Origin of the sequence: Halosimplex amylolyticum (genome assembly GCF_051414035.1) — an archaeon.
Classification (GTDB): domain Archaea; phylum Halobacteriota; class Halobacteria; order Halobacteriales; family Haloarculaceae; genus Halosimplex; species Halosimplex amylolyticum.
The window spans coordinates 1-15,203 of sequence record NZ_JBLKNW010000006.1 but is presented as its reverse complement, the minus strand read 5'-3'; the positions used below and the strand labels follow the sequence as shown (position 1 = coordinate 15,203).

Annotated in this window: 18 protein-coding genes; 5 read left to right on the top strand and 13 right to left on the bottom strand. The window is 69.2% G+C overall.

The features are described 5' to 3' along the window. Positions 1-40: 40 nt before the first annotated feature. The 4 genes from ACMGFE_RS19785 (at position 41) to ACMGFE_RS19770 (ending at position 3,284) form a co-directional block, all read left to right on the top strand. Positions 41-265, top strand: a complete 225-nt coding sequence (locus tag ACMGFE_RS19785) for a hypothetical protein (RefSeq protein WP_436926996.1) — start codon at positions 41-43, stop codon at positions 263-265. Next, positions 262-1,104 (top strand): beta-keto acid cleavage family enzyme, encoded by an 843-nt coding sequence (locus tag ACMGFE_RS19780; RefSeq protein ID WP_436926995.1) that lies wholly within the window; start codon positions 262-264, stop codon positions 1,102-1,104. The genes ACMGFE_RS19785 and ACMGFE_RS19780 overlap by 4 nt, the downstream gene beginning before the upstream one ends. Before the next feature lie 188 nt (positions 1,105-1,292). Continuing rightward, positions 1,293-1,934, top strand: a complete 642-nt coding sequence (locus tag ACMGFE_RS19775) for an alpha/beta hydrolase (RefSeq protein WP_436926994.1) — start codon at positions 1,293-1,295, stop codon at positions 1,932-1,934. Positions 1,935-2,054: 120 nt separating this feature from the next. Continuing rightward, complete coding sequence (locus ACMGFE_RS19770) at positions 2,055-3,284, top strand: MFS transporter (RefSeq protein WP_436926993.1); 1,230 nt, start codon at positions 2,055-2,057, stop codon at positions 3,282-3,284. A 15-nt stretch (positions 3,285-3,299) separates the two neighbouring features. Here the strand turns inward: ACMGFE_RS19770 and ACMGFE_RS19765 are convergent, their stop codons facing one another. The 6 genes from ACMGFE_RS19765 to ACMGFE_RS19740 all read right to left on the bottom strand — a co-directional run bounded on the left by ACMGFE_RS19765 (position 3,300) and on the right by ACMGFE_RS19740 (position 7,342). Further along, the gene (locus ACMGFE_RS19765) at positions 3,300-4,019 is read right to left on the bottom strand and encodes a helix-turn-helix domain-containing protein (RefSeq protein ID WP_436926992.1); all 720 of its coding nucleotides are present in this window, start codon (positions 4,017-4,019) and stop codon (positions 3,300-3,302) included. A gap of 150 nt (positions 4,020-4,169) precedes the next feature. Then, positions 4,170-4,658, bottom strand: coding sequence for a double winged helix-containing putative transcriptional regulator (locus ACMGFE_RS19760; RefSeq protein WP_436926991.1), 489 nt, complete (start codon positions 4,656-4,658; stop codon positions 4,170-4,172). Further along, positions 4,659-5,591, bottom strand: coding sequence for a methenyltetrahydromethanopterin cyclohydrolase (gene mch, locus ACMGFE_RS19755; protein ID WP_436926990.1), 933 nt, complete (start codon positions 5,589-5,591; stop codon positions 4,659-4,661). Between the two features lie 125 nt (positions 5,592-5,716). Then, positions 5,717-5,941, bottom strand: coding sequence for a DUF6199 family natural product biosynthesis protein (locus ACMGFE_RS19750; RefSeq protein ID WP_436926989.1), 225 nt, complete (start codon positions 5,939-5,941; stop codon positions 5,717-5,719). Between the two features lie 84 nt (positions 5,942-6,025). Further along, the gene (locus ACMGFE_RS19745) at positions 6,026-6,343 is read right to left on the bottom strand and encodes an MTH1187 family thiamine-binding protein (protein WP_436926988.1); all 318 of its coding nucleotides are present in this window, start codon (positions 6,341-6,343) and stop codon (positions 6,026-6,028) included. A 69-nt stretch (positions 6,344-6,412) separates the two neighbouring features. Further along, entirely contained in the window at positions 6,413-7,342 is a 930-nt protein-coding gene (locus tag ACMGFE_RS19740; protein WP_436926987.1) for an NAD-dependent epimerase/dehydratase family protein, read from the bottom strand. A gap of 336 nt (positions 7,343-7,678) precedes the next feature. Here ACMGFE_RS19740 and ACMGFE_RS19735 point away from each other — a divergent pair, with 336 nt between their 5' ends. Continuing rightward, positions 7,679-8,440, top strand: a complete 762-nt coding sequence (locus tag ACMGFE_RS19735; protein ID WP_436926986.1) for an SDR family oxidoreductase — start codon at positions 7,679-7,681, stop codon at positions 8,438-8,440. Between the two features lie 35 nt (positions 8,441-8,475). On the opposite strand, the gene ACMGFE_RS19730 is transcribed toward ACMGFE_RS19735, so the two are convergent. The 7 genes from ACMGFE_RS19730 to ACMGFE_RS19700 form a co-directional block, all read right to left on the bottom strand. After that, positions 8,476-9,453, bottom strand: a complete 978-nt coding sequence (locus tag ACMGFE_RS19730) for a Gfo/Idh/MocA family protein (protein WP_436926985.1) — start codon at positions 9,451-9,453, stop codon at positions 8,476-8,478. Positions 9,454-9,534: 81 nt separating this feature from the next. Next, a complete protein-coding gene (locus ACMGFE_RS19725; protein ID WP_436926984.1) occupies positions 9,535-10,572 on the bottom strand; it encodes a 2-hydroxyacid dehydrogenase in 1,038 nt (345 codons plus the stop codon). Further along, the gene (locus ACMGFE_RS19720; RefSeq protein ID WP_436926983.1) at positions 10,569-12,080 is read right to left on the bottom strand and encodes an FGGY-family carbohydrate kinase; all 1,512 of its coding nucleotides are present in this window, start codon (positions 12,078-12,080) and stop codon (positions 10,569-10,571) included. The genes ACMGFE_RS19725 and ACMGFE_RS19720 overlap by 4 nt, the downstream gene beginning before the upstream one ends. Then, complete coding sequence (locus tag ACMGFE_RS19715; protein ID WP_436926982.1) at positions 12,077-13,150, bottom strand: class II fructose-bisphosphate aldolase; 1,074 nt, start codon at positions 13,148-13,150, stop codon at positions 12,077-12,079. The genes ACMGFE_RS19720 and ACMGFE_RS19715 overlap by 4 nt, the downstream gene beginning before the upstream one ends. Before the next feature lie 84 nt (positions 13,151-13,234). Beyond that, positions 13,235-13,651, bottom strand: a complete 417-nt coding sequence (locus ACMGFE_RS19710) for a hypothetical protein (RefSeq protein WP_436926981.1) — start codon at positions 13,649-13,651, stop codon at positions 13,235-13,237. Between the two features lie 144 nt (positions 13,652-13,795). Beyond that, positions 13,796-14,728 carry a carbohydrate ABC transporter permease gene (locus ACMGFE_RS19705; protein WP_436926980.1) on the bottom strand — a complete coding sequence of 311 codons (933 nt, stop codon included), beginning with the start codon at positions 14,726-14,728 and terminating at the stop codon, positions 13,796-13,798. 1 nt (position 14,729) lies between these two features. Further along, on the bottom strand, positions 14,730-15,203 hold a 474-nt coding region (locus tag ACMGFE_RS19700), incomplete at its 5' end, for a carbohydrate ABC transporter permease (protein WP_436926979.1).

Here is a 15,203-nt window from a genome sequence, read left to right as displayed (position 1 = left end):
TACCGACTACTGTTAACTGTCCGCACACCTAACCTCGGGCGTGACCTGCCCGTATCTCTCCTACCACGAGTCAGCGGACGGGGCGTCCTTTGACGAGGCACGCGCCTACTGCGAGGCCGCCGAGCGCTTCGTCCAGCCCATGCGCGCGGACATCTGTAACGACCGCTTCGAACTCGACCACGAGACCGACTGCGAGATCTACGCCGAACACGCCGACCCGGGGGACCACGAATCCGACGGCGACCACGGGGAGGACGACTCGTGACCTACGAGCGCTTTCTCGCCGACGAACCCGTGGTCGTCACGGCGGCGCTGACCGGCGGCATCCACGGGAAGGAGGCAAACCCGAACCTGCCGGAGACGCCCGAGGAGATCGGGAAGGCGGCCGCGGCCGCCGAGGACGCGGGCGCCGCTATCGTCCACGTTCACGCGCGGCAGGACAACGGGGAACGCGCCTTCTCCACCGAGCGATTCCAGGCGATCGACGACGCGATCCGCCGGTACGCCGACGACGTGGTCATCCAGCACACGACGGGCGCGACGCAGGCGCCGACGGAGGAACGTCACCGCTCACTGCGGACCGACCCCCCGCCGGAGATGGCGTCGCTCGACATGGGACCGCTGAACCGGTACGACCGCCTCACGAGCGAGAACACGATCGCGACTATCGACGCGCTCTACGACGAGATGGCCGACCGCGGGATCAAGCCCGAACTGGAGGTGTTCAACGACGGCCATCTCAACGAGGTCCACGGCCTGCTCGACCGCCGGGATCTCGCGGATCCGGTCTACGCGACGCTCATCTTCGGTCCGGGGACGCTGACGCGCCCTCGTCCGCGGAACTTCCTGAACGCCGTCGACAACCTGCCCGAGGGCGCGCTGTTCAACACGCTCGGGTTCGGGCGCCACCAGTTGCCCTTCGCGACGATGGGGATCCTCTTCGGCGGCAACGTCCGCGTCGGCCTGGAAGACAACGTCTACTACCGGAAGGGCGAACTCGCCGAGAGCAACGCGCAACTCGTCGAGCGGGTCGTCCGCGTCGCCGACGAACTCGGGCGCGAGGTGGCGACGCCCGACCAGGCCCGAGAGCGGCTCGGGCTGTAGAACGAGCCGCGGGCCGACGCTCCTCGGCGGGTGACACGGGCGTCACGGGGTGGCGTCGACGTCGGCGAGAGACTTTGACGGTCCGGGATCTATTGGGGAGCGTGACAGACATCGGTTCCGTGCTTCGAGAGGACCCACCGGGCGAGGAACGACGACTGGATACCGCCGTCGATCAGGGGGTGGCCTGAATGGACGGCCCGCACCAGGGACAACCGCTCGAAACGGCCGGGACGCCCCTCGACGAGGCCGAGGCCGCCCTGATCCTCGTCCACGGGCGGGGCGCGACGGCCGAGAGCATCCTCCAGATGGGTCGCCAACTCCACCGCGACGGACTGGCGTTGCTGGCCCCGCAGGCCGACCGTAACACCTGGTATCCAAACTCCTTCCTCCGGCCCGTCGAGTCGAACGAACCCGGCCGCTCGTCCGGGCTGCGGGCCATCGACGGCGCCGTCGAACGGGCGAACGAGCACGGGGTCCCGACCGAGCGGGTGATGGTTCTCGGGTTCTCGCAGGGCGCGTGTCTCGGCAGCGAGTACGTCGCGCGCAATCCCCGGCGCTACGGGGGGTGCGTCGCCTTCTCCGGCGGGCTCATCGGCGAGACGATCGACCCCGACGAGTTCGAGGGGTCGCTGGAGGGCACGCCCGCCTTCCTCGGCTGCAGCGACGTGGACCCACACATCCCCGAGGAGCGCGTGCACGTCACCGCCGAGGTGCTGGAGAAACTCGACGCCGACGTCGAGAAACGGCTCTACGAGGGGATGGGTCACGGCGTCAACGAAGACGAGATCGAGTACGTCGACGGGATGGTCGAGACGCTCCTCGACGACTGAAGACGATTCCGCGGTCGACCGACTCGGTTCCGGGGGTTCCGCGCGCTCGCGACGTGCCTCGCGGCCGACACCACGACGGCAGTGTCGTGAGTTTCATTACGGCGAGCGCTAACGTCGCTGATGGACATGTCGGACCCCGACGGGATCGGCGGCCGCCGGCGCTGGGCGCTGGTCGCAGTCGCCGCGCTGGCGATGGGACTGATCGGTACCTACCAGTTCGTCTGGTCGTCGATCCGGCTCCCACTCGGTGCGCGACTGGGGGCGCCCGAGCCGGCGCTCGGGACCGTCTTCACCCTCTTTCTCGTCTTCCAGGCCGTCTCGCAGTTCCCGGCGGGGTGGGTTCGGGACCGCTCCGGGCCGCGGATCCCGCTGCTCGTCGGCGCGCCGCTGGTGGTCGTCGGCTACGCCTGGACCGGTGTCGCCGGGTCGCTCCCGGAGGTGTACGTCGCCTACGCGCTCGGCGGGATCGGGACCGGATTCGTCTACACCGTCGCGGTCAACACGCCGGTCAAGTGGTTCACCGACCGTCGCGGGCTGGCGACCGGGGCAGTCACGATGTCTTACAGCGGCGTGAGCTTCCTGCTCATCCCAGGCGTCCGTCGCGGTGTCGACGACGCGTTCGAGACGACGCTCCTCGCGCTCGGCATCGCGGTCGGGGCCGCCGCACTCCTCGCAGCGGTCGTCCTCCGGGACCCACCGGGGATGACCGACGACTCCCGCGACGCCGAGACGAGCGACGACCGGTCGGACGCCGAGACGAGCGCCGTGGAGTACGGCTGGCGCGAAACGATCCGAACGTGGCAGTTCTGGGTGCTCTACGTGGTGTTCGTCGTCGTCAACGGCGTGGGGCTGATGCTCATCGGCAAGGTCATCTCCTACGCGAACGCCTTCGGTCTGCCTGCCGCGGTCGCGACCGCGGGCGCCTCCGTCGTCGCGGTCTCGGACGCGCTCGGGATCGCCCTCATCGGCGGCGTCTCGGACAGGCTCGGTCGCGAGCGGACCGTCGCGGCCTCCCTCGTCCTCGGCGGTCTCGCGCTGGCCGCGACCGTCCCCGTCGGCGGGGCGGACGCGGCGTGGGCGTTCGTCGCGCTCGCGGGCGCGGCGGCGCTCTTCCGCAGTCCGCCCTTCTCGGTGTTCCCGAGTCTGGTCGGCGACTACTACGGACAGGCCAACTCCTCGCAGAACTACGCGCTGCTCTACAGCGCGAAGATCTGGGGGAGCGTCTTCGGTGGAACGGTCGCCAGCGGCCTCGTCGTCTCGCTCGGGTGGACCGACTCGTTCCTGCTGGCCGGCGCCGCGCTCTCGCTCGCCGGCCTCGCGACGGCCACGCTCGGGCCCCCCGACGGCTGAGAGCGTCGAGACCGCTCAGAGCGTCTCCGCGGCGAACCGCGTCATGACTTTCTCCTCGGCGCGCTGGAGGCGGTACTGGACCGTCGAGTGGGGCGTGTCCAGTTCCTCCGCGAGGTCAGCGACGGTCGTCTCGCGCGGCGTCCCGTAGTAGCCCGCTTCGACCGCGCTCGCGACGGCCTCGCGCTCCTCGGTGGACAGCATGCCGTCGGTGTCGTAGCCACCGTTCCAGTTTTTCGGGTCCGAGACGTGGCTGAGTTCGAGTCCGATCCCCTCGCGAAGTCGCTCGTCGATCCGGTCGTAGAGTTCTCCTACGGCGCAGCCGTCGGGCACCAGCAGCCGCCAGACGTACTCCGGACCGTCCCGTTCGGCCTCGATCAGCAGTCCGTCGCCGACGTGGTCGACCGCGAGGTACGGGATGGAGTGGCAGTGCTGGATCTCCTCGCGCCGGGTGAAGTACACGCGGTGTTCGGGGTCCCGACTCAGCACCTGGTACTCGCGGGTGGACGCACACCCCTCGACGTCGAGACACTCGTTGCAGACCGACTCGTCGAGAAACCGCGTCTCGACCGCGTCGAGCGCCGGTTCGGGTCCGAGGACGTGGTCGACCCGCCACATCGACCGCTCGTTGGCGAAACACGCCGCCGTCCGCGCGCGCAGTTCCGACTCTCCCACGAACTCGTCCATCAACTCGTCTGCGCCCGCCTCGTAGGTGAGGACGAACTCGAACTCACGCATACCGCAAACGAGGCGTTGGACATAGCTAATGGATTTCGGTTCCGTTCGAGGACGGTCCCCTGGCGGACGAACGTCTGAGATGTGTCTTCAGCAGACGTTGTCTATATACAGGCCTGGTGTGCCAGGACTCCGGGAGCGATCCAAACCGTCTCAGACCGAACCGGCGGCCAGGTAGCGCCCGTTCTCGCGCTCCGCAAGTCCGAAGACGACGCTCCAGTCGAGCAGTCGCTCGGTCCGCTGGCGCCACTCGGCAACCCAGTCGGTATGCCGGTCGCGTTCCCAGCGGGGAACGGCTTCACGTAGCGCCTCGAACGCCTCGTCGGCGGTCAGCGGCCCGTCGATCCGGAGCGCGTCGAGGAGCTCGCTCGCGCCGAAGACGCGGCGCTCGAACGTGTCGGCCAGGTCGGCGTCGGCGACCTCCACCCGGCGCCGTCGAAACCCGCGCGGCGTCTCCTCGACCAGTTCCAGCGCCTGGAGGAAGGTGAGGAACTCGCGGGCGGCGTCCCGGGAGGGGGCGGAGGTCTCGTCGACCAGTCTGATACAACAGTCCTCCACCGTCCCCGGGACGAGCGGCACCGCGCGCTGTGCGGCTTCGAGGAACTCGCGGTCCCGGACCGGCGGGACGACCTTGTAGCGCATCTACAGGCCGAAGCTCTCGGCGAGGCGCTCCTCGTTCACGTCGCCGAGGACGTGCGTGTCGCCGCCGACCACGTCGACCGTGACCTGCGCGGGGGCGAACACCGACTCGGGCACCTCGTGGAAGTCCCAGTCAGCGTCGGCGAAGATGTCCGCGAACGGCCGGTCGTACTCGTCGGTCGCGATCGAGGGCACCTCGTCGAACCGGTCGAACGGTTCGTCGACGACGAGGTGGACCTGGCCACCGTAGGCCAGCGCGTCGTTCGTCCGGGCGATGGCCGTCTCCTCGTCGCCGGCGACCGGCGCGACGGGCGCTGACCCGGACGCCGACAGGATATCCAGCGGGTCGTAGCCCAGTTCCGAGAGCCGGAAGGTCGCCAGTTCCGCGGCGCGGGCCGCGGCGGTGACGCTCCCGGTGAGACTCGCCGTCGAGAACGCCTGCAGAAAGACGCCGCTCTCGGCGACGCCCGCGACCTCGGCGACGTGGTCGACTACGTCCTCGTCGGGGACCGTCTCGGTCTCGACGGCGAGGACGGCGAACTCGAAGTCGTCGCGGTAGCCGACCCGCTGGAACTCCTCTTCCTCGGCGACGAGCGCGCGGGCCGGGCCGCTCCCGAGTCCCTCGAACCCGTCGACGCTGAGTTCCCAGCCGCCCTTCTGCGAACAGAGCAGCGCCATCGCGGGGTGGTCGGTCGAGAGTTCGACGTGCGTCAGCGGTGCGCCCGCGACCTCGTCCATCCGGCTCTGAACGGTCGCCAGGCCGGCGGTCTGTATCTCGGCGAGCATCAGGCCCGCCTCGACGCCGCCCGGCACGTCGACGCCGAAGTCCAGCACGAGCGCCTCGTTGTCCAGCTGGTGGACGGCGACGTTCAACTCGTCGGCGAAGTCAATCGCTTCGTCGACCAGGTCGGTCGCGGTCCGGTTGAGACTCTCCATACACGGCTGTGCTCGCCCGCGGGACTTGCATCTTCGGTTCGACGCCGTCGCGGCGAGCCCCGGAGCCGGTCGAGCGGTGTCACGGTCAGGGGCCGAGCGGTGTCACGACCAGAGGCTGAGCGGTGTCACAGCGAGAAACCCAGCGCGAAGGCCACGCCGAGGACCGCCAGCAGCGCGCCGGAGATGCGGCCGATCAGCTGTTGCTGGTCCGTCTGTTCGTAGTCGTCGTCGGCGAGGCCGAAGTACAGCAGTCGGGTCTGGAGCCGGGACATCCGCGTCGGTGCCAGGACCCACCCGACGCCGAGCACGACCGCGACCCCGCCGACGACGAGCCGCCAGAACGCTACCATACGCTCCCTTCGCGTGCGCCTGCCTTGAAGAACCCCCGGTTGTGAGCCCGGGCTGGCGCGGCGACCAGTAGACGGCCACCGCGGCTACTTCGACCGGTCGCGCCTGGCCGCGCGACCGAGGTGTTCCTCGACGGCGTCGACCTTCTCGCTCGCGGCCTGGTCGACCGTCCGCTTGTCGTCGACTTTCAGGACCGTGCTGACGCGGTCGGCGTCGACGGCCTCGTGAGCCGCCTGCGCCGCGGCGAACAGCTCCGCGGAGTCGTCTGCCTCGATGATCGTCCCCATCGGCGTCGTCTCGTAGCCCACGTCGAACTCGTCGAGCGCAGCGACCGCCTTCGCGACCTCTTCGGACATGCTCCCCTCGATGACCGGTGCGACGCTCAGGAACCCGATGACTGTCATACCTGGAACTACGACCGCCGGGGCCTAAGTTCTCGCGCTCCGGCGGAAACGCGACGATTCGACCGCGTCTCAGACGAACGTCGGTCCCTCGACGGACTCGTCCTCGGCCTCGCGCCAGGAGTGCTCGGGCTCCCAGTCGAGGACCTCGCGGGCGTTCTTGTAATCGATCGCCGACTGGTCGCCCTCCAGGTCGACCTCTGGAGGAAGGTCGCCGTAGGTGGCCTCGACGGCGTCGGCGGTGTCGACGCCGAGCAGGTTCTCCTTCGCGACGGCCATGAACGGCTCGTGGCCGTCGAAGTCGACCTCCATCGCGCGCTCGACCAGCGAGACCACGTCGCGGATGTCGACGTACGAGAAGAAGTTGCCCGCGGCGTTGTGGAAGGTGACGCCGAAGTCGTCGTCGAGACTCGCCGTCTCCACGTCGAAGTTCTCGCGGATGGTCGTCGCGTCGTAGTTGCCGGGGTAGTTGATCCACGACGGGCGGATCGAGGCGGCCTTCACGTCGTACTTCCGGGTGACCATCTTCGCGATCTCCTCGCCGGCGACCTTGGAGGTCCCGTAGGGGTCCTCTGGCCGCATCGGGTGGTCGACGTCGATCGGGAAGTAGTCGGGGAGGAACGAGGGCTCGGCGAAGACCGTGCCGTAGACCGTCTCGCTGGAGGCCCAGACGATATCGGCGCCGGCGCTGCCCGCGCCCGAGAGGACGTTGTAGGTGCTGATCGAGTTGTTCTCGTAGACGTGCGCGCCGCCGTGGCCCAGCGGGTTCGGATAGGCGGCGAAGTGGATCACGTAGTCCGGATCGAACGACGAGATGAGCTCCCAGGTCTGGCCCTGGTCGGTCAGGTCCGCGGCCCGGAAGTCGACGTTCGCCGGGCCGGCGCCCGGGTCGCTCGGCCGCCGGAAGTCGATGCTCCGCACGTCCCAGCCCTGCTCCGCGAGCGAAGAAACGACCCAACTCGCCGCGCCGCCGAGACCGCCAGTAACGACTGCTCGTGACATTCGCTCGCCGATAGGGGATCACCCCGGATATAATTTCTGTTGATTAATCATCTGGTCCGCGGAAGTCCCGGAGAGACCCGCCGCTACTGCCGGATCCGGCCCCCGGTTCGCCCCGTCGGGGGACCGAACGGAACCGAGATTGCAGGGGACCGAACGGAACCGAGATTGCAGGGGACCGAACGGAACCGAGTCTGCAGGGGATCGAGCGAGACGGGGCCTGCGAGGGGCCGAGCGAGACGGTGGTCCGCCGAGGTCGCCTCGCCGGGTGGCGTTCGAACCCGTTCGTGTCGCCCAGACCGGGAAAACACGTACAATCACCGGTCGTGAGATCGGAGTATGGTTGAGAGACCCAGTCGGCGGACGGACCCGCTCGACGGACAGGCGGCGGTAGTGACCGGCGCGAGTTCCGGTATCGGCGCGGAGATCGCTCGCGTCCTGGCCGAGGACGGCGCCGACGTGGCGGTCGCCGCCCGCCGGACGGAGAAACTGGAATCGCTCGCCGAAGAGATCCGAACGGAGTACGACGCGGCCGTCGAGGTCGTCTCGACGGACGTGACGGACTCCGACGCCGTCGCGGCGCTGGTCGAGGCGACCGTCGAACGCTTCGGGCGCCTCGACGTCGCGGTGTGTAACGCCGGCCTCGCCGTCGACGAGCCGGTGGCGGAGCTGACCGACGAGGAGTACGGGCTGATGCGCGGCGTCAACGTCGACGGGATGTTCTACACGGCCCGCGAGGCCATCCCGCATCTCAAAGAGACCGCCGGCCACCTCGTGTTCATGGGGAGCATGTCCGGCAACCACCCGCGACCGGCCAACCCGGTGTACGCCGCGACGAAGTGGTGGACTCGCGGGTTCGCCATCAGCCTGCAGGCCAGCCTCGGCGAAGACGACGTGGCGGTCTCCTCGATCAACCCGACGGAGGTCCGCACGGAGTTCGGGTCCGAGAGCGGCACCCCGTCGAAGGAAGCGTTCGAGCCAGGCGAAGTCACCGAGGCCATCGAAGTCGCCGACGCCGTCGCCTACGTCGTCCGCCAGGAGTCACCCAACTCCATCACCTCGCTGGACCTCTATCGACGCGACAAGCTCTCGCACTTCTGAGCCGACGGCGGACCGCAGGCGGAATTTCGCCGTTTTCAGTCCAGTTCGACGGCCTCACCGCGCTCGCCGCTCTCGAGGACGGCGTCGATGACGCGGGCCTGATTGACGCTCTCGGCGCGGTCGATCCGCGGCGTCTCCCCGCTCTCGACGCACTCGGCGAAGTGCTCGACCTCCAGGCGGTAGTGGTCCGCCGGGTCGAACGTCTCGGTGACCTCGTCGCCGTCGACGCTGTACGTCAGCGAGGTCTCGCCCTCGACGTCGACGTCGAACGTCGGCTCCGCTTTCAGCCAGCCGTCGGTCGTCTCGACGCGGTAGTACTGCGTCAGCGGCGTCTCGAAGCCCGACTGGATGCGCGCGCTCGCACCGGAGTCGTACTCCAGCACGCCGGCCATCTCCGTCTCGACCCCGCTGTCGCGCCCGTCGTGAGTGTGCGCGTAGACGCGGTCCGGTTCGCCCAGGAACAGCCGCGCCGCGCTGATGGCGTAGGTGCCCACGTCGTAGACGGACCCGCCGTCCAGGTCGGGGTCGAGGCGGATGTCTTCGGCGCCGTCGGGCATCCGGAAGGTGAAGGCGGACGTGACCGCGCGCACGTCGCCGAGTTCCTCGTCGACGATCTCCGACGCGCGCTCGGTCAGCGGGTGGAACCGATACATGAACGCCTCCATGAGCGTGACGCCCGCGTCCTCGCAGTAGTCGAAGACCTCCTCGGTCTCGGCCGCGCTCCCGGTCAGCGGTTTCTCACAGAGGACGTGCAGGCCGTGGTCGGCGGCCTTCTTCGTCCACTCGCCGTGCAGCCCGTTCGGGAGCGGGTTGTACACCGCGTCGAGGCTCTTGTCTTCGAACATCGCTTCGTAGCCTTCGTAGGCCGATTCCACGTCGAAGCGGTCCGCCGCGGCCTCCGCTGCGGCGCCGTCGCGGGAGGCGATTGCCGCGACCTCGTGGTCGCTGGCGACGATTGCCGGGACGACCGATTCCAGCCCGATGTCCGCCGTGCTGATGATTCCGAATCGCATGGCTAGGTATCGGAGCCGGGAAATGTAAAGACCGGGGGCGAGCGCCCCGATACCGGCGGATCTCTCCGCTACGGCCGCCTGTCAGTTGACCGAGTTGACCACGTCTTCGCCGTCGAGCCAGCGGGCCAGGTCCTCGGAGACGATGCGCGGGCCGCCGAGCACGGCGTCGCGGGTCGATCCGGCGACGTGGGGGGTGAGGACGACGCCCTCGCAGTCGAACAGCGGGTGGTCGTCGGGAAGCGGTTCCTCGCGGAACACGTCGAGCGCGGCGCCGGCGATCTCGTCCGATTCGAGGGCCGCGACGAGCGCCTCCTCGTCGACCAGGCCGCCGCGAGCGGTGTTGACGAGGAAGGCAGACGAACGCATCCGCTCGAACTCGTCGGCGCCGATCAGCCCCTCCGTCGCTTCGGAGAGGCGGACGTGGAGCGTCACGGCGTCTGCGCGTTCGAGCAGTTCGTCGAGGGCGACCGGGTCGGCGCCGGTGTCCGCGATGTCGTCGTCGTCGACGTAGGGGTCGTGAGCGAGGATCGTCGGCTCGAACCCGGAAAGCCGACGGGCGACGCCGCGGCCGATGTTGCCGAAGCCGACGACGCCGATTTCGGTGGTCCGAATATCGGGGGGAAGCAGTTCGGGGTCGAACACCTGGTCCCACTCGCCGCCGGAGAGGGCGCCGTGGTTGAACGGGATCTCGCGGAAGCGCGCGAGGAGCATGGCCACGGCGTAGTCTGCGACGGCGTCGCGGTTGCGCCCCGGCGCGTGCAGGACCTCGATTCCGAGGTCCGCGCAGGCGGCGACGTCGACGTTCTCCGTGCCGCCGCGGGCGGCGGCGACGAGTTCGAGCGAGTCGGCCGACTCCACGAGGTCGCGGGAGACGGGCGCCTTGTGGACGACGAGGGCGTCGACGCCCTCGATCCGGGCGGCGATGTCGCTGTCGTCGAACGATCCCGGGCCCTCGGCCTCCATGCTCATCGTCTCGTCACGGAACTCGGTGGGGGTGGCGTCGCCCATCCAGTCCATCCGCTCGAACTCGACGCCGCGGTCTTCGAGGTGCCCGAGCGCCTCGTGCATGTACTCGCTCGGTTGCTGGGGGTCGCCACACAGCAGCACGGTGGTGCTCATTCCCCTGTTCCTTGCTCGGAGAGGGCCATTAGTGTTCCCCAGGCCGGTCCCATCGCGTCGCGGGCCTGCTCGAACGCCTCGGCGACGGCCCGGTACCGTTCGACACGTTCGGGGTCCGGGTCGTGGCTCCGCTCGACGCCGACGGCCGCGGCGACCGCGTCGTCGGCCGATTCGTAGACTCCCGCGGCGACGCCGGCACAGATCGCGCCACCGCGTGCGCCCATCTCTTCGCCGTCGGGCACGCGGACCGTCTCGTCGAACAGGTCCGCGAACGTCCGGGTCCACAGTGCGCTCCGCGCGCCGCCGCCCCCGACTCGCAGGTCCGCGACGGGGACCTCGAAGTCACGGACGCCGAGCGCGAGCGCCGTCGCGACGCCGTCGTACACCGCCCGGAGCATCGTCTCGCTCGTCGCGTCCAGGTCCAGTCCGTAGAAGCCGCCGCGCGCGTCGGGTCGGTCGGTCGTCCCGTTGAGATACGGGTGAAAGAGCACACCGTCGGCGCCCGCCGAAACGCTCGCCGCCCGTTCCTCGTACACCTCGTGGGGGTCGACGCCTCGCTCGCTCGCCTCGGCCCGCCACTCCGCCCCGAACTCGTCGACGAACCAGTCGAGGCAGGCTGCGCCCGCCCGCGTCCCCCGGTAGCGGAGCCAGCCGTCGAGGTATCGACGGGGGAGTCCGCCGGTCCCCTCGTCGGGTCCACCCGTCACGACGACGCTCTGGCCCCACGTGCCGAGGACGACGGTCGCTTCGCCGGGGGCGGTGACCCCCGCGCCGAGCGCGCAGGCGCCCACGTCGTGGAGCCCGGTCGCCACCGGCGTCCCGACCGGAAGCCCGGTCGCCTCGGCGGCGTCCGGTGTGACCGTCCCCGTCCGGGCCGTGCTGTCGACGCGCTCCGGGACGACGGACGGGTCGGTGTCGAGGCCGAGCGCGTCGAACACTGCACCCGCGTCGCCGTCGGGCGGGACGAGCGCCGACCCGTCCATCGGATCCGTCGCTCGTTCGCCCGTGAGTCGGTGGGCGACCACGTCCTTGCAGAACAGGATCGCGTCGATCCGCTCGGCGACTGCCGGTCGCTCCCGCTCGAACCAGCCCAGCAGGCTGTACGGATCCGCGCCGAAGGGGCGCCAGCCGAGCAGATCCGCCGCCGCGTCGAGCCGGCCGTCGGCGTCCCACGCCTCGACCACGTCGCTCCCGCGGTCGTCCGTCGATTTGACGCCACAGACCGGGTCGCCCGACTCGTCCACCGCGTAGAGACCGTGACCGTGGCCCGCGAGGCCGACTCCACGGACGGCCGCGGCGTCGACCGCCTCGTCGGCCAGCACGTCGCCGACCACGCCCGCGACTGCCGCCCACAGGTCGTCGTGGTCCTGTTCGTCCCGGCCCGGCGCCGGCGACCGGCCGGGCGTCTCCGTGGACGCGCTCGCGACGGCCGACCCCGACCGGTCGAACGCGACGGCTTTCACGTTCGTCAGCCCGGCGTCGATCCCCACCAGCAACGGGTCGCTCATCGGTCGGCGTACAGGCTCCGGCCCGCACAGCCGGTGAGCTCAGAGAGGTCGGCCATCACGTCGGCGAGTCGCTCGCGGATCTCGCCGGCGACGACCTGCGGGTGGAAGTACGTCTTGTCGGGCGACCAGTCGCTCCCCGCGAACATCGACCCGCGGTCGTCCGCGACGCCGTCGGGGGGACGGATCGCGTCGGCGTGTTCGTGGTAGAAATCCGCCGCCGTCCGGGCGTACTCGTACTGGTACCGGGTGTTCTTGTTGAACTTCGGGACCCCGGCGTCGAGGAAGGCGTCGATCTGGTCGTCCGAGAGACCGGAGGCGCCGTGGACGACCAGCGGGATATCGTGACCCGCCTCGCGCAGCGCCGCGTCGACCTCTCGCGCGACGGACGGCCGCACGTCGAGGTCACGGCCCGACGCCACGCCGTGCTGGGTGCCCACGGAGATGGCGAGCAGGTCGACGCCCGTCCGTTCGACGAACTCGACGGCCTGTTCCGGGTCCGTGTAGAAGGCGTCCGTCTCGGCGGTCTCGACGCCGCTCTCCGTGCCCGCGACGCGACCGAGTTCCGCCTCGACGAGCATCTCCTGCCCGCCCTCGCGGCTCGCGGGTCCGCTGTCCCCGCTCGCTCCATCCGAGGGCTCGCTCCGCTCGCCCTCGCGGACCTGCTCGACGGCCTCGCTCACGCGCTCGACGTTCTCCTCGAACGGCCGGTCGGAGGCGTCGACCATCACGGAGGAGGCGACGCCCGTCTCGACGACGGTGTCGAGGAAGTCGCGCTGGTCGGGCAGGTGGACGTGGTCGACATTGCAGAAGACGCCGACGTCAGTGAACTCGGCGAGCTGGTCGAGATAGGCGCCGAACGCCGAGAGGCCGACGGCGGGGTCGCCGCCGCCGTAGAACGCCGCGGAGTCCCGACTCACCTGGACGACTGCGTCGGCACCGACCCGGTCGGCGCCCTGGAGCACCCCGACCAGAATATCGAACTGGGTGACGTTGCTCGCGAAGAAGCCGTAGCCGCCCTCGCGAGCGGCGGAGTACACCGACGAGAGCGCCGCGCCGTCGTGGTATGGCATGACTGTTCGATACGGGTCCAGCTACCTATACGTGCCGCCCGTGGCGAGGTCGTCACCTCCGGCCGACGCCGCGGCCGACCGCGTTCACCACTCCGTGTCGGTCCGTTCGAGAAAGCCCGCCCAGAGCCGCTCGGCCCCCCCGAAGAAGGTGGCCCACGCGGTCACGACGAACCCGCCGACGGCCGCCAGGAACTCGACGGCCTGCGCGAGCGTCCCGTCCCCCAGCGGCAACAGGACGGCGATCTGGACCAGCACGACCGTCGCGACGACGAGCGAGAGCGTGAAGACGACGAACCGCAGGTACGGGTGCTTGGACTCCCAGTAGCGTCCGTACCGGTCGATGAGGACGTAGGTCGTCGGCCCGAACAGGAGGATGAATCCGAGGACGTGTCGCAACTCCTCGGCGGGCGTCGCCGCCGGGACGACGGTTCCGGCGATGGCGCCGCCGAGGACGCCCAGCCCCAGCGCCCACGACGCCGGGTGTCCGAAGTTCACGCTCATCGGCGTCTCCGTGAACGGTCGACCGCGGGCGTTCGGTCCGATTCCGGGCGGTTCGGCATTCGTCTCTCAGTATCGACGGACGCACGGGTAATGGTTTCGAGAAGCGAGAGGAGTCACCGCCGAGAGCCCGCGTCCGACGGCCGGTCAGTTGTCGGAGGCGAGGCCCTTGGCGAACTGCTCGGCGAACAGCACGTAGATGATGATCGTCGGCAGCGCGGCGAACAGCGCGCCGGCCATCCGCAGGCCGAAGTCGATCCCCGACAGGTCCGTCCCGAGTCCGGAGAGGACGAGCGTGACGGTCGCGGCGGGGCTCGATGAACTGCCGATCAGCGTGAGGCTGAACAGGAACTCGTTCCAGATCATCGTGAACTGGTAGATGAAGACGACGCCGATCATCGGCTTCGACAGCGGCAGGACGATCCGGCGGTAGATCGTGGTGATCGTCGCGCCGTCGATCTTCGCCGCCTCGACCAGTTCGTCCGAGAGCGTCATGTAGTACCCCCGGAACAGCAGCATGCAGATAGGGATCCCGTAGACCACGTGGGTGATCGTCAGCGAGAGCAACCGCGCGTGGTCGTACTCGAGGAACGAGAGCTCCCACACCGGTGCGAGAATTTCGGTGAGCGGGAAGATGTTGATCCAGAAGTCCGACAGCGGGACCAGCACCGCCTGGTAGGGGATGAAGATACCCACCAGGAAGAGGATGAGGACGCTGAACTGGGCGCGCTCGCCCCAGTCGACCAGCGTCAGGCCGTAGGCGGCCGTGCTGCCGAGGAACACGGTGGCGATGGTCGAGGGGACGGTCATGACGAGGCTGTTGACGAACCCCGTCGAGAGGTGGTCGATGGCGCGGCCCCACTTCTGCAGGGTGAATCCCTCGCCCAGCGGCGGTGCGAACGGCGTCGTGCCGGTCACGGCCGCGCTAGTCTTGAACGACGTGACCAGCCCGGTCCAGATCGGCGCCAGGAAGAACGCGAAGAAGAACGTGACCACGAGAGAGAGGCCGATCTTCCAGTAGTCCAGTTCGGGCAGGATGTCGGCGAAACTCTCGTCGGTGGTTGCGGTTTGTTTGCTCATCTTAGAGACTCCCCTGTTTGTGCTGGTAGTGGAGATACGGGGCGATGACGGCCAGCGCCATCAACAGGAGAATGGTGGCGATGGCGGCGGCGTAGGCCCAGTTCTGGAGTTTGAACGCCTCGCGGACCATCAGCGTCGCGAGGATGTCCGTCGCTTTCGGCACGCGGTACTGGCCGAACATCGAGAACAGGAACGTGAACGCCTTCAGCGCGAAGATCATCAGGATGACCGCCGCGCTCACTGACGAGGATTTGAGTTGGGGGATGATGACGCGCCAGTAGGTTTTGAAGATGCTGGCGCCGTCGACCTTGGCCGCCTCGAACTGGTCGTCCGGGATGGACTGTAACCCTGCCAGGAACACGACCATGGCGTAGCCGCTGAACTGCCAGATCAGCGCGAAGATCACCGCGCCGAGCACTAACTCGGGATTGCCGATCCAGTTGAACGGGCCTAACCCGACCGCTCCCAACAGGAT